Raw genomic sequence first — 21,124 nt, 5'->3', positions numbered from 1 at the left:
GAGGGGTCTTGCGCGCCGGGTGTGCGGCGATGCCCAAGGAGCGGCCGGGGAAGGGCCTGGCGAGGCGGCTCAGCACAGCGGCACCACCTCTCCGGGCCCCTCCGGCCAGGCCGCCAGCGGGGTGAATCCCCGGTGCCCGCACTCACCGAAGACCTTGACGGGTGCGCCGCCCGAAAGCGCGACGAGACGCCACAGGCCGGGACGGGAACGCGCGGCCGGAGTGAGCGGCAGGGCCGTGTCCTCGTCCGCGTCCGCGAGCTGCCAGGAGTCGCCGTCCGGGACCGGTATCACCCGGTCCAGGGTCACCGGCACCGAATCCAGCCAGGGATCGTCGCGCAGCGCGTCGCCGTACCGGGCGGTGGCCAGGGTCGTCGTCGTCCCCGGGGGCCGCTCGGCGGTAGGGGCGGGCGGCGCGAACTGCTCGCCCAGCGCCGCCCGCGCCTGCCCCGCTCCCGGGTAGGCGGACAGCTCCGCGTCCAGGGCCAGTCCCACCGGCAGCGCCGGTTCGGGGGCACGCCCGGCGGCACCGTAGGAGAGCAGCAGTGAGGTGCGCCGCGACTGTGTGCCGTACAGCCAGATCCGGCGGGTCGTCAGCCGCGCGTCCGCCGTGTCGTACTGGGCGAGGACCAGCCAGCGGTCGCGCACCGGCGGACCGTCCGCCGAGGCCGGCAGGCCGACGCGGGAGCGGACCGTCGCGGCCAGGCCCTCCGGCAGCCGCTCGCGACGCAGCCAGCCCTGATCGAGGAGGTGGAGCAGCGCGCACTCCTCCAACAGCCTGGAGGGCCATCCCGGACCCGTGCCCGGGACCGACCCCAACTCGCGCACCCTGGCGGCCAGTCCCTGCGCCTGGGCGTCGACCATCCGGGCCGCCGTCTCCTCCCACAGGCCGTACCCGGACCGCTCCGCCGTGGCCAGCCCGCCGCGGAGCAGGTCCGCCAGCCGCTGCTCCAGCTCCGACGCACCCGCCGTGACGCGCTCGGCGCGCCGCTCCGCCCTGCGCCGGGCCGCCTCCGGATCGGCGGGCCCGGACGAGGGGCCCGAGGGGGAGGCCGTGGCCTTCTTCTGCTCCGCGCGCCCGCGTCTGCCCTCGACCCACTGACCGGCCCACTCCGGCACCTCGGCCTGCGGCACCGCCCCTTCGTCTTCGTCACCCGCCCAGAGCAGCAACAGCCCGAGCGCGTGCTTGCACGGGAACTTACGACTCGGGCAGCTGCACTTGTACGCGGGCCCGGAGACGTCCGCGAGGTCGACCACCGTCCGGTACGGCTCGCTGCCGCTGCCCTTGCACAGCCCCCACACCGCCCCCTCGCCCGACCTGCCGGCCTCGGACCACGGACCGGCCGCGCCGAGCCTGCTTCCCGCCTTGCGCGACGCGGTGTCGGGCGCCAAGGCCAGCACCTGGTCCGCGGTCCAGCGCACCCCCTGCAAAGTCATGCCACCGAAGGTAGATCCCGCCACTGACAATCACCCCGGCGATTGCGTTTGCCCAGGTCACAGCGATTGTCAGTGGCGTGGTGCAGGGTGGTCGCCAGATCCGAACCGGCTGAGCTGGAGGGGGGACTCCGCCATGACTGTCTCCGTTGAACCGACACCCGTCGACCCGCGTCGGAACGGCTCCGCGGCAGAGGCCGAGGTCCTGCGGGCGCATGCCGAGGACGCCTTCGCCGCCGAACTCGCCGCACTGGCCGCGCAGGACGACCGCCCGCGGCCCGCCCGGTGGAAACTGTCCCCGTGGGCCGTCGCGACCTACCTGCTCGGCGGCACGCTGGCGGACGGCACCGTGATCACACCCAAGTACGTGGGCCCGCGCCGCATCGTCGAGGTCGCCGTCACCACCCTGGCCACCGATCGCGCGCTGCTCCTGCTCGGAGTGCCCGGCACCGCGAAGACCTGGGTGTCCGAGCACCTCGCCGCCGCGGTCAGCGGCGACTCCACCCTGCTGGTCCAGGGCACCGCCGGCACCCCGGAGGAGGCCATCCGCTACGGCTGGAACTACGCCCGGCTGCTCGCCCACGGGCCCAGCCGCGACGCCCTCGTGCCCAGCCCCGTCATGCGGGCGATGGCGGACGGGATGACGGTCCGCGTCGAGGAACTGACCCGTATCCCCGCCGATGTCCAGGACACGCTCATCACGATCCTGTCGGAGAAGACACTGCCGATTCCCGAACTGGGCCAGGAGGTGCAGGCGGTCCGCGGCTTCAACCTGATCGCCACCGCCAACGACCGCGACCGCGGGGTCAACGACCTGTCCAGCGCCCTGCGCCGCCGTTTCAACACCGTGGTGCTGCCGTTGCCGGAGACCCCCGAGGCGGAGGTCGACATCGTCTCGCGCCGCGTGGACCAGATCGGCCGCTCCCTCGACCTGCCGGCCGCGCCCGACGGCATCGACGAGATCCGCCGGGTCGTCACCGTCTTCCGCGAGCTGCGCGACGGCGTCACCGCCGACGGCCGGACGAAGCTGAAGTCGCCCAGCGGCACGCTGTCCACCGCAGAAGCGATCTCCGTCGTCACCAACGGGCTGGCGCTGGCGGCCCACTTCGGCGACGGCGTGCTGCGGGCCGGGGACGTCGCGGCGGGCATTCACGGCGCGGTCGTCCGCGACCCGGCGGCGGACCGCGTCATCTGGCAGGAGTACCTGGAGACCGTCGTCCGCGAGCGCGACGGCTGGACGGACTTCTACCGGGCCTGCCGGGAAGCCGGCGCGTGAACGGCCGGGGAGCGGGGCCGGTGCTGCTCGGGGTGCGGCACCACGGGCCGGGGTCGGCGCGGGCGGTGCGGGCCGCCCTGGAGGAGACCAGGCCGGAGGTCGTCCTGATCGAGGGCCCGCCCGAGGCGAACGATCTGATTCCGCTGGCCGCGGACGACGACATGCGTCCGCCGGTCGCCCTGCTCGCCCATGCCGTGGACGAGCCCGGCCGCTCGGCGTTCTGGCCGCTCGCCGACTTCTCCCCCGAGTGGGTCGCGATCCGCTGGGCGCTCGAGCACGGCGTCCCGGCCCGCTTCATCGACCTGCCGGCCGCCCACAGCCTGGCCTGGGGCAGGGACGAGGAGACGGACGGGGTGAACAAGGAGGGCACGGCGGACGAGGGCGACGACGGGGAGCGGGCGGCCGGCGCCGGGTCGGACGGCGAGGTGCGGATCGATCCGCTCGGAGTGCTGGCCGAGGCCGCCGGGTACGACGACGCCGAGCGGTGGTGGGAGGACGTCGTCGAGCACCGGGGCGTGGGCGAGAGGGGCGACGCGCTCGCACCGTTCACCGCCCTGGAGGAGGCCATGACGGCGCTGCGGGAGGAACACGGGAGCGGGGGACAGGGTCCGGCCCCGGATCCTGGCCAGGGTTCTCCCGTGGCGCCGGGACGGGACCTTGTGCGCGAGGCGTACATGCGGCTCCGGATCCGGGAGGCGCAGCGCGAGTCCGGGGGCGGCGTGGCCGTCGTCTGCGGTGCCTGGCACGTGCCCGCGTTGCGGCGGAAGGCCACCGTCGCCGCCGACCGGGCACTGCTGAAGGGGCTGCCGAAGGTCAAGGCGGACATGACCTGGGTGCCGTGGACGAACCGCAGGCTGTCCCGCTTCAGCGGATACGGCGCGGGCATCGACTCGCCCGGCTGGTACGGCCATCTGTTCGACGCGGTGGACCGGCCCGTCGAGCGGTGGATGACCAAGGTGGCGGGGCTGCTGCGGGCCGAGGACCGGATGGTGTCCTCCGCCCATGTCATCGAGGCGGTACGGCTGGCGGACACGCTCGCCGCGATGCGCGGCCGGCCCCTGCCCGGACTGGGCGAGACGACCGACGCGGTACGGGCGGTGATGTGCGAGGGCTCCGACGTGCCGCTGGCGCTGGTGCACGACCGGCTGATCGTCGGTGACGTGCTCGGGGAGGTGCCGGCGGCGGCGCCCGCGGTGCCCCTCCAGCGGGACCTCACACGGACCCAGCGCAGGCTGCGGCTGAAGCCCGAGGCCGCGGAGCGCGAACTGGAACTCGACCTGCGCAAGGAGACGGACGGGGAGCGCAGCAGACTGCTGCACCGGCTGCGGCTGCTCGCCGTGGACTGGGGGCGGCCGACGGCCTCGTACGGGAGCACGGGGACCTTCCGGGAGGCCTGGCGGCTGCACTGGGAACCGGAACTGTCCGTGCGGGTCGCCGAGGCCGGGATATGGGGGACGACCGTACGCGCCGCCGCGACCGCCAAGGCCGAGGCGGACGCCGTCGCCGCGCAGGGCCTGGCCGAGGTCACCGGGCTCGCCGAGCGCTGCCTCCTGGCCGCACTGCCCGACGCTCTGCCGACGGTGATGCGGATACTCGCCGACCGCGCGGCCCTCGACTCGGACGTCGGCCATCTTGCCCAGGCCCTGCCGGCCCTGGTCCGCTCGCTGCGCTACGGCGATGTGCGCGGCACCGGCACCGCGGCGCTCGCGGAGGTCGCCGCCGGGCTGGCGGAGCGGATCCTGGTCGGCCTGCCTCCGGCGTGTGCCGGACTGGACGCGGACGCGGCCGAGGAGATGCGGCGCCATCTCGACGCGGTGCACGGGGCGGTCGGCCTCCTCGGCGACGCGCCCGCACCGGGCCACGGGGACCTGCGTGCCCGCTGGGCGTCGGTGCTGCGCACGCTGGCGACGCGGGACACCGTGCCCGGGGTGGTACGGGGGCGGTCCGTTCGCCTGCTGCTGGACGACGGGGAGCTGGCGCAGGACGAGGCGGCCCGGCAGATGGGGCTGGTGCTGTCGTCACCGGGTACGGCACCGGCGGATGCGGCGGCGTGGATCGAGGGCTTCGTCGGCGGCTCGGGCGGCGGCCTGCTCCTCGTCCACGACGAGCGGCTCCTCGGACTGGTCGACGCGTGGCTGACGAGCGTGCCGACGGAGGCGTTCACGGACGTACTGCCCCTGCTGCGGCGGACGTTCTCGGCGTACGAGTCCGGGGTCCGGCGGACGCTGGGTGAGCTGGTCCGGCGCGGACCGGGGGCACCGAACGGCTCGGCGGCCACCGGATTCGGGGCACCGGGGTTCGCGCCCGGCCTCGACTCCGGTCGCGCGGACGCGGTCCTGCCCGTGGTGCGGCTGCTGCTCGGCCTGGACGAGGACACCCGGAGCGGTGAAGGCGGCGACGGGGACGCGCGCGCCGGCCTGGTCGGGACAGCGCGATGACCGGCGGACGGCACAAGACGCACAGCCGCAGGGCCCGCGTGCACAGGACACACGAGCACAGGACGAAGACCCCGGCACGAAGGACGACGGCACGAAGGGGGGACACATGCCTGCCGTGGTGACGGACGCGGAGCAGGAGCAGGAACGGCTGCGGCGGTGGCGGCTGGTGCTGGGCGGGGGCGCGGCGGACGGTACCGGACGCAGCCTGTCCGGGCAGGACGCCGCCATGGACGGAGCGCTCACCGCGCTCTACGGCAAGGAGGACGGGCCGCAGAAGGGAAGCAAGCCGCAGGCAGGGCAGGAGCGTTCGGCGGGGCTGGGGGCGTCCGCGCCGTCGGTGGCGCGCTGGCTCGGGGACATCCGGACCTACTTCCCTTCCTCCGTCGTCCAGATCATGCAGCGCGACGCCATCGACCGGCTCGGGCTCGCCACCCTCCTCCTGGAACCGGAGATGCTGGAGGCGGTCGAGGCCGACGTCCACCTCGTGGGCACCCTGATGTCGCTCAACAAGGCGATGCCGGAGACGACGAAGGAGACCGCACGGGCCGTCGTCCGCAAGGTCGTCGACGAACTGGAGAAGCGGTTCGCCACCCGCACCCGGGCCACCCTCACCGGTGCCCTCGACCGGAGCGCCCGCGTCGACCGGCCCCGCCACCACGACATCGACTGGAACCGCACCATCGCGGCCAACCTCAAGCACTACCTCCCCGAGTACCGGACGGTCGTGCCCGAGCGGCTCATCGGCTACGGGCGTGCCGCACGGTCGGTGAAGAAGGAGGTCGTCCTCTGCATCGACCAGTCCGGGTCGATGGCGGCCTCCGTCGTGTACGCGTCGGTCTTCGGGGCGGTCCTCGCGTCCATGCGGTCGATCGACACGCGGCTCGTCGTGTTCGACACGGCGGTCGTCGACCTCACGGACCAGCTCGACGACCCCGTCGACGTGATCTTCGGGACCCGGCTCGGCGGCGGTACGGACATCAACCGGGCACTGGCGTACTGCCAGTCGCAGATCACCCGGCCGGCGGAGACGGTGGTCGTACTCATCAGCGACCTCTACGAAGGGGGCATCCGCGACGAGATGCTCAAGCGGGTCGCGGCGATGAAGGCGTCCGGGGTGCAGTTCGTGACGCTGCTGGCGCTGTCCGACGAGGGGGCGCCCGCCTACGACCGGGAACACGCGGCCGCACTGGCCGCACTGGGCGCGCCGGCGTTCGCCTGTACGCCCGACCTGTTCCCGGAGGTGATGGCCGCGGCGATCGAGAAACGGCCGCTGCCGGTACCGGACCCCGTGTGAGGAGACGTGAGGAACGAGGAGGGAGGAGAGGCGGTACGACGGGCAGCCGCACCGCCGCCGGCCACGGTCCCGCGTCACGGGGACGCTCCCGTTCGTCACCGTGCGCCCTCCCCCGCTGCTTCCTGTTCGTCCCCGTCTCTCCGGCCTGGGCAGACCCGCCACGAGCGGGCCGTGCTCCCTCGGCCGACCATGTCCGTCCGGAACCCTTCGCGGTGGCGTGGGCCCGCCTGCCGGGTCTACCCGGCGCCCTCCGCGTGCGGACATTCCGAGCCCTGGACCTCCCGAGCCGGATGCCGCCCGCGCAGCCCGTACGTTCTGCACGGCTTCGCGCCGCACGTGTCACATACGTCATATATGCCATGAACGCCGCGTCGCCCCGCGCGCCCATGCCGCACTCCGCGCGCCGGGCGGCATGTTCCGCCCGGCGCGCACGAAATCTGACTCGTGAGTAAGGGAGAATCCAGGGGATCCCGCCACGGGCGACCGAAGGCTCTCGGCTTGTCCGGCCGTAAAACCCGTGGACGGGGTGAGCCGGCCCCATTGGGGTGGGAGCCGGGCATCCGGCACCTCGGAGAGCGGGGGCACCCCTGCCTCTCCGGGTGTGCGGCGAGCCTCACCGGGTCAACCCCAGCCCGGTGAGGCCACTCATCGGTGGCACTCTGTGTCACCAATCCGGGCATCATGTGACAGGTATCACCGCTCAGGTGTGACCCCGCGATTTAGAGAGGCCACGCAACCGGCGATAGCCTGCGAGGTGGACATGCCGCGCGCTCGGTCACCGTGTGCGCTTCCCTTGTGACACAGCGGACGTCGTCACGTTGCCCTTCGCGGCACGCCCACGCATCAACGAACCGCGAGATCACTGATAGGGACGGAAGCGCGTGGACCTGTTCGAGTACCAGGCGAGGGACCTCTTCGCCAAGCACGATGTACCGGTGCTGGCCGGTGAAGTCATCGACACGCCTGAGGCGGCGCGCGAGATCACCGAGCGTCTTGGCGGCAAGTCCGTCGTCAAGGCGCAGGTGAAGGTCGGTGGCCGCGGCAAGGCCGGTGGCGTGAAGCTGGCCGCAACCCCGGACGAGGCCGTCGCCCGCGCGACGGACATTCTCGGCATGGACATCAAGGGCCACACGGTCCACAAGGTGATGATCGCCGAGACCGCTCCGGAGATCGTCGAGGAGTACTACGTCTCCTTCCTCCTCGACCGTGCCAACCGCACATTCCTCTCCATCGCGTCCGTCGAGGGCGGCATGGACATCGAGGAGGTGGCGGCCACCCGTCCGGAGGCCGTCGCCAAGACGCCGATCGACGCCAACGAGGGCGTGACCCCCGAGAAGGCGCGCGAGATCGTCGAGGCCGCGAAGTTCCCGGCCGAGGTGGCCGGCAAGGTCGCCGACATCCTCGTCACCCTGTGGAAGACCTTCATCGCCGAGGACGCGCTCCTCGTCGAGGTCAACCCGCTGGCCAAGGTCGCCTCCGGTGACGTCCTCGCCCTCGACGGCAAGGTCACCCTGGACGACAACGCCGAGTTCCGTCACCCCGACCACGAGGCCCTCCAGGACAAGGCCGCGGCCAACCCGCTCGAGGCCGCCGCCAAGGAGAAGAACCTCAACTACGTCAAGCTCGACGGCGAGGTCGGCATCATCGGCAACGGCGCGGGGCTCGTGATGAGCACCCTGGACGTCGTCGCCTACGCCGGTGAGGCGCACGGCGGCGTGAAGCCCGCCAACTTCCTCGACATCGGCGGTGGCGCCTCCGCCGCCGTCATGGCGAACGGCCTGGAGATCATCCTCGGCGACCCGGACGTCAAGTCCGTGTTCGTCAACGTCTTCGGTGGCATCACCGCCTGCGACGAGGTCGCCAACGGCATCGTGCAGGCGCTGCAGCTGCTCGCGGACAAGGGTGAGGAAGTCACCAAGCCGCTGGTCGTGCGTCTGGACGGCAACAACGCCGAACTGGGTCGCAGGATCCTCTCCGACGCCAACCACCCGCTCGTGCAGCGCGTGGACACCATGGACGGCGCGGCCGACAAGGCCGCCGAGCTCGCGGCTGCGAAGTAAGGGACGAGGGACTAAACAGCCATGGCTATTTTCCTCAACAAGGATTCCAAGGTCATCGTCCAGGGCATGACCGGTGCCACCGGCATGAAGCACACCAAGCTCATGCTGGCCGACGGTACGAACATCGTCGGCGGTGTGAACCCGCGCAAGGCGGGCACCTCCGTCGACATCGACGGCAACGAGATCCCGGTCTTCGGTACGGTCGCCGAGGCGATCGAGAAGACCGGTGCGAACGTATCCGTCCTGTTCGTACCGCCGGCGTTCGCGAAGGCCGCCGTCGTCGAGGCCATCGACGCCGAGATCCCGCTCGCGGTCGTCATCACCGAGGGCATCGCGGTCCACGACTCGGCCGCGTTCTACGCGTACGCCGTGTCGCAGGGCAACAAGACCCGGATCATCGGCCCGAACTGCCCCGGTCTGATCAGCCCGGGCCAGTCGAACGCCGGCATCATCCCGGGCGACATCACCAAGCCGGGCCGCATCGGCCTGGTCTCGAAGTCCGGCACGCTGACGTACCAGATGATGTACGAGCTGCGTGACATCGGCTTCTCCTCGGCCGTCGGCATCGGTGGCGACCCGGTCATCGGCACGACCCACATCGACGCGCTGGCCGCGTTCGAGGCCGACCCCGACACCGACCTGATCGTGATGATCGGCGAGATCGGCGGCGACGCCGAGGAGCGGGCCGCGGCGTACATCAAGGAGAACGTGAAGAAGCCGGTCGTCGGCTACGTCGCGGGCTTCACCGCGCCCGAGGGCAAGACCATGGGCCACGCCGGCGCCATCGTCTCCGGTTCGTCCGGTACCGCCCAGGCGAAGAAGGAGGCCCTCGAGGCCGCGGGCGTCAAGGTCGGCAAGACGCCGACCGAGACGGCCAAGCTGGCGCGCGAGATCCTCGCGAGCTGATCAGCCGCAGCACACGGATGGGCCCGTTCCCCTCGGGGGAACGGGCCCATCCGTTGTTCCGGACCCGGACCCGGACCCGGACCCGGACCCGGACCCGGACCCGGACCCGGACCCGGACCCGGACCCGGATCCGCGTCCGGACCCGGGTCCGTCACCATGGCTGCGGTGCCAGCCGCTCCGGGCCGTACAGCAGTTCCTCGCGGAGCTTGGTGCGCAGCTTCCGCTCCTTGTCCGAGAGGGGCCCCGGTGCCACGCGCGGCGGCACCCCCTGGACCGTCTCGCCGGGCGGCACCGGCGGGTCGTAGCGGGTGGGAGCCGTGTGCAGAGTGAGCGCGGTGGCGCCGATCAGGGCGAGCGTGAAGGCGATGGCGGCCCGGGTCCAGAAGCGGGCCCTGCGCTCACTGCCCTCGCGTACCTCCGGCGGTTCGGCCGGCCGGAGGTGTGCGGCGGAGGCCAGTTCGGCCAGCCGTTGGTGCAGTACGAGCGGATCCGACAGTTCCGGCAGCCGGGCGGCCAGGGCCTCGTGTGCGTGCAGCAGACGGCTCGCGGTCGCGGGCGTGCTCGCCTCCGTCTCCGCCGCGGTCTCCGGCAGGTCGAGGCCGACACCGTCGTAGAGCACGACCGTGCGGCGGTACGGCGGCGGCAGGTGCAGCAGAACGTCCAGCAGCGCGCGGTCGGAAGGCTGCGAGGGCGGTGGTTCCGGGCGCCGGTGGCGGGGCCGGAACCGGTGCCACGGGGAGAGCGCCCACTCGTACGCCGCCGCGCGCACCCAGCCGGCCGGGTCGCGGTCGCGGGCCACCTCGGGCCAGCGGTCCCAGGCCAGTTGGAAGGCCCGCTCGACCGATTCACGTGCCAGGTCACGACGGCCGGACAGGAGATACGCCTGCCGTACGAGCGCCGGGGCGCAGAAGGCGTACAGGGCGTCGAACGCCTGAGCGGGCGTCAGGGCGGTGGGATCGACGGCCTCCTCCTGGGCGGACCGGACGGGCCGGACGGATCCGACGGGCCGGACGGGCGGCAGCAGGACACTCCGCCCGGCAGGACGCACGGGGGAAGGCTTGGCCGAACGCGCCGAGGGATTGGACGACTTGACGAGCGCGGGGGGCCCGGGGGGCGCGGAGAATTCGGCGGGTTCGAAAAATGCCGGGGATCCCTGCCGCCCGGCGGGCTCGGGTTCCGTCGGGGTGGCGGCAGTCAGCAGCTTCGTGTACGCCTCTCCCTTCCGGCCGCGTGGTGCGGCGCGGCCGGACTCCCACGCACGCACCGTCTCGCGGCTGACGCCGACCCGCCGGGCGAGCTGAGCCTGGGTCAGCGAGCGGGACTCGCGCAGGCGTCGGCGTTCCTCGGGCGGGGGGAGGGGGGTGGCAGGGCTCCGTGTCACAGGACGCCCCTTCGTGCGGAAAAGTACATAACCATATATTGGGTGACACGGCGGTGCTTCGCCTGTTACGCAGGGAAAGCGCGTGTCGTTGGGAGCATGGCGGGTGTGATCCAGACGACCGCCCGCCGAACCAGGCCGGCCCTCCTGCTCACCCGGATGCGCGACCGCTCGCCCGGGCTGGACTCCGCCCTCCTCGGCGGCGCCCTCGCGGCGGGGCTCGGGCTCGCCGCGTTCGCCATGCTCGTGATCCTGCTGTGGATCAGCTCGCCGTACCCGGACAGCGGACCCGACGGCGCACTGAGCACGGCGGCGGCGCTGTGGCTGCTGGCGCACGGTGCCGAACTGGTCCGCACCGACACGCTCTCCGGTGGGCCGGCCCCGCTCGGCGTCCAGCCGTTGCTGCTGCTCGCGCTCCCGGTGTGGCTGCTGCACCGGGCGGCCCGCGACGCCACCGACGGGGGCGCGTCGGACGAGCAGGACGCGTCGGACGACGCCCCGCTCGTGGACGGCCCGACGGCCTGGGCGGGCGTCGTCCTCGGCTACCTGGCCGTCGGCGTGCCCGCCGCGCTCTACGCCGCGGGTGGCGGGCTGCGGCCGGCGTGGGCGTCGGCGGGCGTGTGCGTGCCGCTGGTCGCGGTGGTGGCCACGGGCGTGGGGGTGTGGCGGGCGTACGGCTGTCCGCGAGGGCCGCTGGAACGGACCGTGGGTGCGCTGCTGCCGAGGGGGGTACGCCATCTGCTCCTCGGCCCGGACGGACGCCTCGGCGTCGCGGCGCGCGCGGCAGCGGCCGGGACGGCGGTGCTCGTCGGCGGCGGGGCGCTGCTGCTGACGGTGTCACTGCTGTGGCACGGCGGCGAGACCCAGGGGGCCTTCCTGGGGCTGACGGAGGGGTGGTCGGGGCGGGTCGCGGTGCTGCTGCTCGGCGTCACCCTGCTGCCGAACGCGGCGGTGTGGGCGGCGTCGTACGCCCTGGGTCCCGGGTTCCTCCTCGGCGTCGGCCATGCCGTGACACCGCTCTCCGCCTCACCGGCCCCGCTGCTGCCCGCGTTCCCGCTCCTTGCGGCGGTGCCGGACGCGGGAGCGGGGACGCCGGTGAACTGGGCGGCCGGGGCAGTGCCGTTGGCGGCCGGAGTGGTGGCGGGGTGGTACGTCGCGAAGGGTGCCACCACGGCCGGGCGCCCGGTGAGGTCCGGAGGCGAGCGGTCGGGGCAGGGGCCGGACGCGGTCTGGTCTCCGGGCCGGACGGCCGGTGTCGCCGGATTGTCGGCGGCGCTGTGTGCGGCCCTGCTGGCGATGCTCGCCGCGTTGGCGGGCGGGCCGATGGGGGTTGCCGCGCTCTCCCGGTTCGGGCCGGTGTGGTGGCAGACGGGGGGCGCGACACTGGTGTGGATCGGGCTGGTGGCCACGGTGACGGCCCTGGTGGTACGGGCCCGGCGGCGTCGCGCACCCCGGAGCGGACGGGCGGAGCGGACACCGGCGGGCGCGGGCGGGAAGATGTGGGCAGGGGCGTGGGCGGGCGCGCGGGCACGGATCCCGCGGATCGGCAGCCCGCGCCGTGAGCCACCGAAGGGCGGCCCTGGCACGACGGCGGGCGGTCGACGGCTCGGGGGCGCCGCCGCCCCCTACGACTTGCTCCCGACGGACCCCGTCCCCGACCGAGATCCCCTCGGTCGTCAACCCCTCGACCGAGATCGCCTCGACCGAGATCGCCTCGACCGAGATCGCCTCGGCTGAGACCGCCTCGGTCGGGTCGAGACCTCCTCAGCCGTGATCTCCCCAGCGGTGATCCCCCCAGCCATGACCTCCCCCGCCATGGCCTTCCTGGCAGTGGCCACCCCACCGTTCCCGAAACGCCGAAGTCGCCCCCCGCCCTGCAAGGCGGGGGGCGACTTCGGGAAGCGAGGGCGGGGAGCGGCGACCGGCCGGTCGGCCGTCAGTCCGCCGTCCCGAGCAGGTTCCGGAGCTCGTCCGGCAGGAGGTCGTTGCAGGATTCCTTGGACTGCTGGGTGAGGGCGTCACTCGTGCACGTGTAGTAATCCTGGTAGACCATCTGTGCCGTGAAGCTGACGGCGACCAGGACGAGGGCCAGGGAGGCCGTGACCAACCCGCTCACCGCCGCCGTGGTCTGCGGCCGGCCCGTCTGCTCGGGCGGCGCCGCCGGGGAGTCGGGGTCGGAGGCCGCGCGGGGCTTGGCCCGCAGGGCGCTGACGGACCAGTGCACGGCGAGCGCGCCCAGCAGCAGCGCGACGTACGGCCAGCCGAACAGGGCGAAGAAGAAGGCCCACATGCCGGACAGCAGGGAGTAACGCGCCCGGCGCTGGGCCGGATCCGTGGGATCCCAGCGCGGGCCGGGGCGTTGAGGGCCGCCGGCCCCGCCGCCGCCCTGTCCCTCCGGACCGCGCGGGTGCTCGCCGAAGCCTCCGGAGGAACGGCCGGGCTGCCGGTCGCTCCACCGCCCGCCCCAGAGGGAGCGGCCGCCGCCGTCTCCGCGGCCGCCACCACCCTCGTCGCCGGACGGGTGCCGGGGCTGCCAGGGCTGGTCGGGAGTCCCTTCCGGTGGCGGCGCGAACGGATTGTTCTCCTCGGAGCCACGGCGCCTGTCGCCGCCACCACCCTCGCCCTGGGGCGTCTCGGGCGGCGAGGAGGGGCGCTCCCGCAGCAGCACGGCGCCACGCTCCCCTCCCTGCACCGACGGCTGGGGGAACGTGAGGAATCGCAGGCTGCGGTCCGGCATCAAGTGAGCGTCTTCCCCTTAATCAAGTCCATCGAATGACGACTGTGACGACTAATGCTCGATCACTGCTTCTACTTCTACGGCTACTGCTCGACGGGCTGGACATGCACGGCTGAGCCGGAGCATTCCCGTCCGTCCCCGGTCTCGGCGTCCAGTCCTGTGAACGCTTGGTGCACAGGTGGCGTTCCCGGGCGACCGGGCGTTCCCGGACGTTCCCGAACCGGCTCTTCCCAGACGCTACCTTCCGGCCACGCCCCCGTCCCGTGGGGGCCGCTCACCGTGCCGGTATCGTTGCTGGCGGTCGGCCGCTTCGTAGGCTTCCCCGTATCCGAGGGCGCGAAGCATTCGTACGAATGTACAAAGTGCTGGTCTCCGACCGCACCAGCGCTCCCCGAGAAAGGGCCCCACCGTGGCCGCCAAGCCCGTGGCCGAGCGCGCCAGGCGTCTCGTCGTGCTGGTCTCCGGATCCGGCACCAACCTTCAGGCGCTCCTCGACGAGATCGGCGCCGCCGGTGCCGAGGCGTACGGAGCCGAGGTCGTGGCCGTCGGCGCCGACCGCGGGGACATCGAAGGACTCGCCCGCGCCGAGCGCGCCGGACTGCCGACTTTCGTGTGCCGGGTCGGGGACTTCGCCACCCGCCAGGAGTGGGACGCGGCGCTCGCCGAGGCCGTCGCCGCCCATGAGCCCGACCTCGTGGTCTCCGCCGGGTTCATGAAGATCGTGGGCAAGGAGTTCCTCGCGCGCTTCGGCGGGCGGTTCGTCAACACCCACCCCGCCCTGCTGCCCAGTTTCCCCGGAGCCCACGGCGTACGGGACGCGCTCGCGTACGGCGCCAGGGTCACCGGCTGCACCGTCCACTTCGTCGACGACGGCGTCGACACCGGGCCGATCATCGCGCAGGGCGTGGTGGAGGTCCGGGACGAGGACGACGAGAGCGCGCTGCACGAGCGCATCAAGGAAGTCGAGCGAAGGCTGCTCGTCGAGGTCGTGGGGCGGCTCGCCCGCAACGGCTATCGCATTGAGGGACGAAAGGTAGTTATCCAGTGACCGCCGAGAGCAACAAGCGGGCCATCCGACGGGCGCTCGTCAGCGTCTACGACAAGACCGGCCTCGAGGACCTCGCGCGCGGCCTGCACGAGGCCGGCGTGGAGCTCGTCTCCACCGGGTCCACCGCCGGCCGCATCTCCGCCGCCGGCGTCCCCGTCACCAAGGTCGAGGAACTCACCGGCTTCCCCGAGTGCCTGGACGGCCGCGTCAAGACCCTGCACCCGAAGGTCCACGCCGGCATCCTCGCCGACCTGCGCCTCGACAGCCACCGGCAGCAGCTCGGCGAGCTGGGCGTGGAGCCGTTCGACCTGGTCGTGGTGAACCTCTATCCGTTCCGTGAGACCGTCGCCTCGGGCGCGACGCCCGACGAGTGCGTCGAGCAGATCGACATCGGCGGACCGTCGATGGTGCGCGCCGCGGCGAAGAACCACCCCTCGGTCGCCGTGGTGACCAGCCCCGCCCGCTACGCCGACGTCCTGGCGGCGGTGCAGGACGGCGGCTTCGACCTCGCCACCCGCAAGCGGCTCGCCGCCGAGGCCTTCCGGCACACCGCCGCGTACGACGTGGCCGTCGCCTCCTGGTTCGCCTCCGAGTACGCCCCGGTCGACGAGTCGCAGTTCCCCGACTTCCTGGGCACCACGTACGACCGCGCCCACACCCTGCGCTACGGCGAGAACCCGCACCAGCCCGCCGCCCTCTACACCTCGGGCACCGGCGGCCTGGCCGAGGCCGAGCAGCTGCACGGCAAGGAGATGTCGTACAACAACTACACGGACACGGACGCCGCCCGCCGCGCCGCGTACGACCACAGCGAGCCGTGCGTCGCGATCATCAAGCACGCCAACCCGTGCGGCATCGCGGTCGGCGCGGACGTCGCCGAGGCGCACCGCAAGGCGCACGCCTGCGACCCGCTGTCCGCGTTCGGCGGTGTGATCGCGGTCAACCGCCCGGTGTCCAGGGAGATGGCCGAGCAGGTCGCCGAGATCTTCACCGAGGTCGTCGTCGCGCCGGACTACGAGGAGGGCGCCCTCGAGGCCCTCACCAAGAAGAAGAACATCCGCGTGCTGCGCGCCGCCGAGGCCCCCGCCGCCCCGGTCGAGGTCAAGCCGATCGACGGCGGCGCCCTCCTCCAGGTCACCGACCGCCTCCAGGCCGACGGCGACGACCCGGCGAACTGGACCCTGGCGAGCGGCGAGGCGCTGTCCGGGGCGGAGCTGGCCGAGCTGGCCTTCGCGTGGAAGGCGTGCCGGGCCGTGAAGTCCAACGCCATCCTGCTCGCCAAGGACGGCGCCTCGGTCGGCGTCGGCATGGGCCAGGTCAACCGGGTCGACTCGGCGAAGCTCGCGGTGGAGCGGGCGGGTGCCGAGCGCGCGGCCGGTTCCTTCGCCGCGTCCGACGCCTTCTTCCCCTTCCCGGACGGCCTGGAGATCCTCACCGGGGCCGGCGTCAGGGCCGTGGTCCAGCCGGGCGGTTCGGTCCGTGACGAGCAGGTCGTCGAGGCGGCGAACAAGGCCGGTGTGACGATGTACTTCACGGGGACGCGGCACTTCTTCCACTGAGCGCCGCGCCGTCCTGCGACACGACACGACATGACACGACACCACATGCCCGTGCCCCGGGCGGCCGTCCGGCCGCCCGGGGCACGGCGGTGGCCGCGGCCGTGGAGCCGGCGACCGGGCCGGTGGCGGCGAGGATCAGTACGGCGGGCTTGATGACGTTCCCTGTTGTCCCCCCATGAACGTCGGTGTCGTACCGCCGGAGCGGTGTGCTCGCACCGTGCCCGGGGCGCCCGCGGCGCGGTACCCCGGATGTCCCGGGGTCACTTCCCGGCCGGGGGCGTGTACTCCTTGAGGTAGTGGGCGACGCGGTCGGCGTACGTGCGGTAGTTCGGGGGAACTCCGCCCGCGTCGTTCACTTTCCGGTACGACGTGCGATAGGCGGCGGCGAGCAGAAGCCGGGAATCGGTGGGCAGTCCGGGTTCCAGCCGGGGCGCGATCCAGCACAGGTAGCGGCCCATCGCCGGAATGGACTCGGCGGGCGGGAACGGCGGTTCGGGAACGGTCTCGCCCGGGGTGCCGTCCGCGTTCATCCACCAGCGCAGCACCGACGGCGTCCAACGGGCGATGCCGTACTCGTCCTTGGCCGGATCGGAGAGGTCCGGGTCGAAGTCGCTCTCGACCTTCAGCATGGCGGCGAGCAGCACCGGGGTGACGTCCTTCCGCCCGCAGTCGTGCGCCGTCTCCACGATCAGCAGCCGGTACGCGGGCGGAATGCCCCGGTCGGTGCGGAGTTCGTCGGCGCCGTACGAGGAGGCGCCGACGTTCGCGGTGCCGCCGGTGCCCTTGGCGCCGCCGTCGGACGAGCCGGCCCAGGGGCCGACGCCGTACCCGAGAGCGCCCAGGACGGCCAGGACGGCCAGTGCCGCTACGGCGGCGCCGGCCGCGACGACCGGGGCGAGCACACCGCGGCGCGACCGGCGGAGTCCGGGAAGCGACCGGAGCCGCCGGGACGGCCGGCTCCCCCGTGGCCGCCGGGACGGCAGGGGCGGCCGGGGCCACCGGCGGCGCGGGGGACGGTCCGAGCCGGCCGCCGTCCGCACCCGGCGCAGCAAGGTCTCCCCGGTGATGCGGTCCTCGTGGGTCCGGGCCAGGCAGGCGTGGACGACGTCCCGCCAGGCGTCCGGCAGTGCGGGGGAGAGCCGCAGCTCGTCGGTGCCGCGCGCGTAGGCGGCGGCCGCGTCCCGGCGGACCGTCGGGGTGGCGCCGGGCAGCGGGAACGTGCCGGTGAGCACGAGGTGGGCGAGGACGCCGAAGGCCCACACATCGGCGGACGGGCGGATCCGGCGGCCCCGTTCACCGATCTCGGACCGGAGGAGCTCGGGAGGGGTGTAGTCGGGGGTGGCGAAGGCGGAGGTGTAGGCGTGGGTGCCTTCGAGCTCGGCGGCCATGTTGAAGTCGGCGAGCCGAACCGAACCGTCGGCCATCAGCAGGACGTTGGCCGGTTTCAGGTCGCCGTGCACCCAGCCCGCCCGGTGCAGCTGGACCAGCCCCTCGCAGATCTGCGCGAGCAGCGCCGGTCCGGTCCCGGGCCGGGGCGAGGCGGCGAGCAGGGCGGACAGGGAACCCTCCGCCCTCTCCAGGACGAGGACGGTGGCGCCGTCCAGCGCGGGGCGGCCGGGGTCGTCGACGGTGAGCGTCTCGTACATCCGGATCAGCCGGGGTCTGCTGATCCGCCGCAATAACTCGACCTCGCGCTCCACCAGTTCGCGCAGATGGTTCAGCTGGCGGGGCGTACCCGTGCCGGTGGGCAGGAACTTCAGCGCGGCCGACCTGGGCAGTGTGTCCTCGTGCCCGCTCCGGTCCCGGGTGCCCGTGCCCGCCCGCCCGGCGGGTGCCCTCCCGGCCTCACCGTCCGGGTCTCCGGCTCCGGGACCGCCCCGCGCCTTCCCGTCCCCGTCCTCGCCCCCGGTGCCGTCGCCGGTGCGCCGCGCGGCGTAGACACTGCCGAAGGCGCCCGTGGCGATCGGTTCGCGCACCTCCCACACGCCGACCCGGTAGCCCTTGGGCACCGTGACGGCGTAGGGCTCGGTCACCGGGCCGTCTGGCGGCAGGGCGCCGCGGCCGGCACCGCGAAGCAACGCGTGGCACGGTCCACCGAGAACGCGGGGGCGGTGATCGCACCGGCCCGGCGGGAGACCTCGGCGTGGTCGATACGGAGGTCGTCGACCTGCGCGGCCCGGCCGAGGGCGAGACGTTCGCCCGGGGCGAGCCGGAGTCGTGCGCTGCGGTGTCCTGCGTCCCCCGGGGTCGGCGGAGGTACGACGATGATGCTGTACAAGGTGCGTCTCCCCGTGCCTGACGGCTACTCCGTCAGATTAGGGCGACGCACCGTGGCCGTGTCTCCCCTCCATACGGGTGAGACACGGCCCTGGTGCGTGATTGGCCGGAAGTGATACCCGGCGGAACCGGAACAGCGACGGAACCGGTTCGGTGGCCGAAGGGGTTCAGTACCGGGGCCGGTTGAACCAGTGGCTTCCGTTCCGGTTGGCGCAGAACACGATGATCAGGACACCGAGCATCAGGCTGATCAGCGCGAAGACGTTGGCGGTGAACAGGCTGATCACGCTGAACAGGGTGACCACCGAGGCGTAGATGATCGCGGAGACGCGCACCCCGCCGCGTCCCGTGGCCATTTTCACGGCGGTGAGGATCGCCCAGAACGCGAACCCCAGGACGATCACTCCGAGCACGATCATGATGCCCGCGCCGATGGCGCCCACGTCGTCCGACGAGATGTTCGGGTCCGAGGAGAGACTCGGGTCGGAGGCGACGATCTCCTCGAAGTAGTCGGCGAACCAGCCGCTGGCCACGATCATCAGCAGACCGCTGAGGGCCTGGAGGCCACCCAGCATGAACAACATCACACGCGCGGCCGTCACACTGCCCGGCATGACCGCCACGGGACCCGGCTGTCCGTAGGACTGCGGGAACGCCGGGGGCGAGGGGTAGCCGTAACCGGGCTGGCCGGGGGGCTGCTGCTGGGGGTAGCCGTAGCCGGGCGGGCCGGACTGGCCGGGCTGCTGGGGCGGCTGCCCATAGGGGTTGTTCGGGTCGCCGAAACTCATGGCGGTTCTTCCTCCGTCGTCGCTTCAGGTGCGGGGACACGCGGAGCGCGGTTCGGAGGAAGCTCTACAGATGCGGTCCGTCCCCCCGGTACTGCCCGCGGCACTGTGCGTTCATCGTTCTCGACGGATCTGCCGGTTGTCCAGCCACAGGCGGATTGTGTTGTGCAAGTGCAACAATGCTGATCTTGGCCGGATGCGGGTGGAACACGGCCGGTCCGGTAGTGGGCCGGGGCCGGCGTGTGGGATCGCGAACCTCGCGGCCGCCCGGCGCGCGGCCCCGGTACGAACCGGGTGCGACCCCGGTGCGCGGCGCCCGGAATGCGAGCGGATTGGAACCCGGGCCCGGTCATCCGCGAGGATGGGACCATGACCGCCCAGATTCTCGATGGCAAGGCCACCGCAGCAGCGATCAAGTCCGATCTGACCGCCCGCGTGGCGGCGCTGAAGGAGAAGGGCGTCACGCCCGGCCTCGGCACGATCCTCGTCGGGAACGACCCCGGCAGCCAGAAGTACGTCGCCGGCAAGCACCGGGACTGCGCCCAGGTCGGTATCGCCTCCATCCAGCGGGAGCTCCCCGAAACGGCCACGCAGGAGGAGATCGAGGCGGTCGTCCGCGACCTGAACGAGGACCCGTCCTGCACCGGGTACATCGTCCAGCTGCCGCTGCCCAAGGGCATCGACGAGAACCGCATCCTCGAACTCATGGACCCGGACAAGGACGCCGACGGCCTCCACCCGATGAACCTCGGCCGCCTGGTCCTGAACGAGCCCGCCCCGCTGCCCTGCACCCCCAACGGTGTCCTCACCCTGCTGCGCCGCTACGGCGTGGAGATCAAGGGCGCGGAGGTCGTGGTCGTCGGCCGCGGGGTGACCATCGGCCGCCCGATGCCGCTGCTGCTGACCCGGCGCAGCGAGAACGCCACCGTGACCCAGTGCCACACCGGCACCCGCGACCTGTCGGCGCATCTCAAGCGCGCGGACATCATCGTCGCCGCCGCCGGCTCCGCCCATCTCGTCCGCCCCGAGGACGTCAAGCCCGGCGCGGCCGTCCTGGACGTCGGCGTCTCCCGCAGCGCCGAGGGCAAGATCGTGGGCGACGTGCACCCGGGCGTGGCCGAGGTGGCCGGCTGGATCTCCCCGAACCCCGGCGGTGTCGGCCCGATGACCCGGGCCCAGCTGCTGGTCAACGTGGTCGAGGCGGCGGAGCGCAGTGCCGGCTGACCACAGCGCCCGAGAGGCGGAGACCAGGGCCCGCGGGACCGGGACGAACCCCGGCGGGACGCAGGAGCGGGAACAGGCCCAGGGAGAGGAAGAGCCCCCGGAGCAGGAGCAGGGACAGACCCAGGGACAGGCCCAGGAGCAGGAACAGGAGCCGGTCGAGGACGTCCTCGAGGACGTCGCCGTCGAGGACTTCACCGTCACCGACCCCGTCAGCGCACCCGACGCCGAGGGGCGGCCACGGCGCGTCACCCGCCGCTTCCCGCTGTTCACCAGGGACACCGCACGTCCGGAGGGCGGCGGCCGGGCCGCACCCGGCGACGCTCCCGCGCCCGCCCGGCAGTGGCCGATCCTCGCGGTGCTGCTCATGGCCGGACTCGGCCTGCTGCTGACGGCGTTCGACCTGTTCCGGGTCGGCACGCTGCTGATCGGCGCGGCGCTGCTGGCGGGCGGGGTGCTGCGCTGGGCGGTGCCGGACGTCGGCATGCTCGCCGTGCGCTCCCGCTTCACGGACATCGTCACCTACGGCGGGCTGGGCCTCGCGATCGTGCTGCTGGCGCTGATGGTGCAGCCCCATCCATTGCTGGAGATCCCGTTCCTGAAGGACACTCTGCACTTCACCGTCAGCAACAGCTGACGCCGCTGCTGCCCCGTGCCGTCCGGTCAACGGCGGCCCGTCCTCACCCCCGTGAAAGGACGGGCCGCCGCCGGGAA

The 21,124-nt window shown here is 73.0% G+C and carries 15 protein-coding genes and 1 pseudogene; 10 read left to right on the top strand and 6 right to left on the bottom strand.

Features of this window, described 5'->3' with window-relative positions; genetic code table 11:
* Window positions 1-69: 69 nt before the first annotated feature.
* Window positions 70-1,434: an SWIM zinc finger family protein gene (locus ACIF80_RS03055; protein ID WP_399798619.1), complete on the bottom strand. Its 1,365-nt coding sequence runs from the start codon at window positions 1,432-1,434 to the stop codon at window positions 70-72.
* Window positions 1,435-1,567: 133 nt separating this feature from the next.
* Here ACIF80_RS03055 and ACIF80_RS03050 point away from each other — a divergent pair, with 133 nt between their 5' ends.
* From ACIF80_RS03050 to sucD, 5 genes are all read left to right on the top strand, one after another.
* The gene (locus ACIF80_RS03050; RefSeq protein ID WP_399798616.1) at window positions 1,568-2,707 is read left to right on the top strand and encodes an AAA family ATPase; all 1,140 of its coding nucleotides are present in this window, start codon (window positions 1,568-1,570) and stop codon (window positions 2,705-2,707) included.
* The gene (locus ACIF80_RS03045; RefSeq protein WP_399798614.1) at window positions 2,704-5,145 is read left to right on the top strand and encodes a DUF5682 family protein; all 2,442 of its coding nucleotides are present in this window, start codon (window positions 2,704-2,706) and stop codon (window positions 5,143-5,145) included. Before ACIF80_RS03050 ends, ACIF80_RS03045 begins: the two co-directional genes overlap by 4 nt.
* Before the next feature lie 106 nt (window positions 5,146-5,251).
* Window positions 5,252-6,439 (top strand): VWA domain-containing protein, encoded by a 1,188-nt coding sequence (locus tag ACIF80_RS03040; protein WP_399798611.1) that lies wholly within the window; start codon window positions 5,252-5,254, stop codon window positions 6,437-6,439.
* 881 nt (window positions 6,440-7,320) lie between these two features.
* Window positions 7,321-8,499 carry an ADP-forming succinate--CoA ligase subunit beta gene (sucC, locus tag ACIF80_RS03035; protein WP_399798608.1) on the top strand — a complete coding sequence of 393 codons (1,179 nt, stop codon included), beginning with the start codon at window positions 7,321-7,323 and terminating at the stop codon, window positions 8,497-8,499.
* Between the two features lie 21 nt (window positions 8,500-8,520).
* Complete coding sequence (gene sucD / locus ACIF80_RS03030; RefSeq protein WP_399798606.1) at window positions 8,521-9,405, top strand: succinate--CoA ligase subunit alpha; 885 nt, start codon at window positions 8,521-8,523, stop codon at window positions 9,403-9,405.
* Window positions 9,406-9,556: 151 nt separating this feature from the next.
* Here the strand turns inward: sucD and ACIF80_RS03025 are convergent, their stop codons facing one another.
* Window positions 9,557-10,786, bottom strand: coding sequence for a helix-turn-helix domain-containing protein (locus ACIF80_RS03025; RefSeq protein ID WP_399798603.1), 1,230 nt, complete (start codon window positions 10,784-10,786; stop codon window positions 9,557-9,559).
* 96 nt (window positions 10,787-10,882) lie between these two features.
* Between ACIF80_RS03025 and ACIF80_RS03020 the strand changes: the two genes are divergently transcribed.
* A complete protein-coding gene (locus ACIF80_RS03020; protein WP_399798600.1) occupies window positions 10,883-12,520 on the top strand; it encodes a DUF6350 family protein in 1,638 nt (545 codons plus the stop codon).
* 199 nt (window positions 12,521-12,719) lie between these two features.
* On the opposite strand, the gene ACIF80_RS03015 is transcribed toward ACIF80_RS03020, so the two are convergent.
* Window positions 12,720-13,520: a hypothetical protein gene (locus ACIF80_RS03015; RefSeq protein ID WP_399798597.1), complete on the bottom strand. Its 801-nt coding sequence runs from the start codon at window positions 13,518-13,520 to the stop codon at window positions 12,720-12,722.
* 409 nt (window positions 13,521-13,929) lie between these two features.
* Between ACIF80_RS03015 and purN the strand changes: the two genes are divergently transcribed.
* Window positions 13,930-14,568: a phosphoribosylglycinamide formyltransferase gene (purN, locus tag ACIF80_RS03010; RefSeq protein WP_399798594.1), complete on the top strand. Its 639-nt coding sequence runs from the start codon at window positions 13,930-13,932 to the stop codon at window positions 14,566-14,568.
* Window positions 14,565-16,127: a bifunctional phosphoribosylaminoimidazolecarboxamide formyltransferase/IMP cyclohydrolase gene (purH, locus tag ACIF80_RS03005; RefSeq protein WP_399798591.1), complete on the top strand. Its 1,563-nt coding sequence runs from the start codon at window positions 14,565-14,567 to the stop codon at window positions 16,125-16,127. Before purN ends, purH begins: the two co-directional genes overlap by 4 nt.
* A gap of 260 nt (window positions 16,128-16,387) precedes the next feature.
* Here the strand turns inward: purH and ACIF80_RS03000 are convergent, their stop codons facing one another.
* The 3 genes and pseudogenes from ACIF80_RS03000 to ACIF80_RS02990 all read right to left on the bottom strand — a co-directional run bounded on the left by ACIF80_RS03000 (window position 16,388) and on the right by ACIF80_RS02990 (window position 19,192).
* Window positions 16,388-18,160, bottom strand: coding sequence for a protein kinase (locus ACIF80_RS03000; protein WP_399798587.1), 1,773 nt, complete (start codon window positions 18,158-18,160; stop codon window positions 16,388-16,390).
* A 74-nt stretch (window positions 18,161-18,234) separates the two neighbouring features.
* Window positions 18,235-18,405 (bottom strand): annotated as a pseudogene (locus ACIF80_RS02995) (FHA domain-containing protein); the annotation flags it as partial.
* Window positions 18,406-18,571: 166 nt separating this feature from the next.
* On the bottom strand, window positions 18,572-19,192 hold the full coding sequence (locus ACIF80_RS02990; protein WP_399798584.1) for a hypothetical protein: 621 nt from the start codon (window positions 19,190-19,192) through the stop codon (window positions 18,572-18,574).
* Between the two features lie 366 nt (window positions 19,193-19,558).
* On the opposite strand from ACIF80_RS02990, the gene ACIF80_RS02985 reads away from it, so the two are divergent.
* Window positions 19,559-20,413 carry a bifunctional methylenetetrahydrofolate dehydrogenase/methenyltetrahydrofolate cyclohydrolase gene (locus tag ACIF80_RS02985; RefSeq protein WP_399798582.1) on the top strand — a complete coding sequence of 285 codons (855 nt, stop codon included), beginning with the start codon at window positions 19,559-19,561 and terminating at the stop codon, window positions 20,411-20,413.
* The gene (locus ACIF80_RS02980; RefSeq protein ID WP_399798579.1) at window positions 20,403-21,047 is read left to right on the top strand and encodes a DUF3017 domain-containing protein; all 645 of its coding nucleotides are present in this window, start codon (window positions 20,403-20,405) and stop codon (window positions 21,045-21,047) included. Before ACIF80_RS02985 ends, ACIF80_RS02980 begins: the two co-directional genes overlap by 11 nt.
* Window positions 21,048-21,124 lie beyond the last annotated feature (77 nt).

Origin of the sequence: Streptomyces sp. NPDC085927 (genome assembly GCF_044540975.1) — a bacterium.
GTDB classification, from domain to species: domain Bacteria; phylum Actinomycetota; class Actinomycetes; order Streptomycetales; family Streptomycetaceae; genus Streptomyces; species Streptomyces hirsutus.
This window is presented reverse-complemented; position numbering and strand designations above follow the sequence as displayed.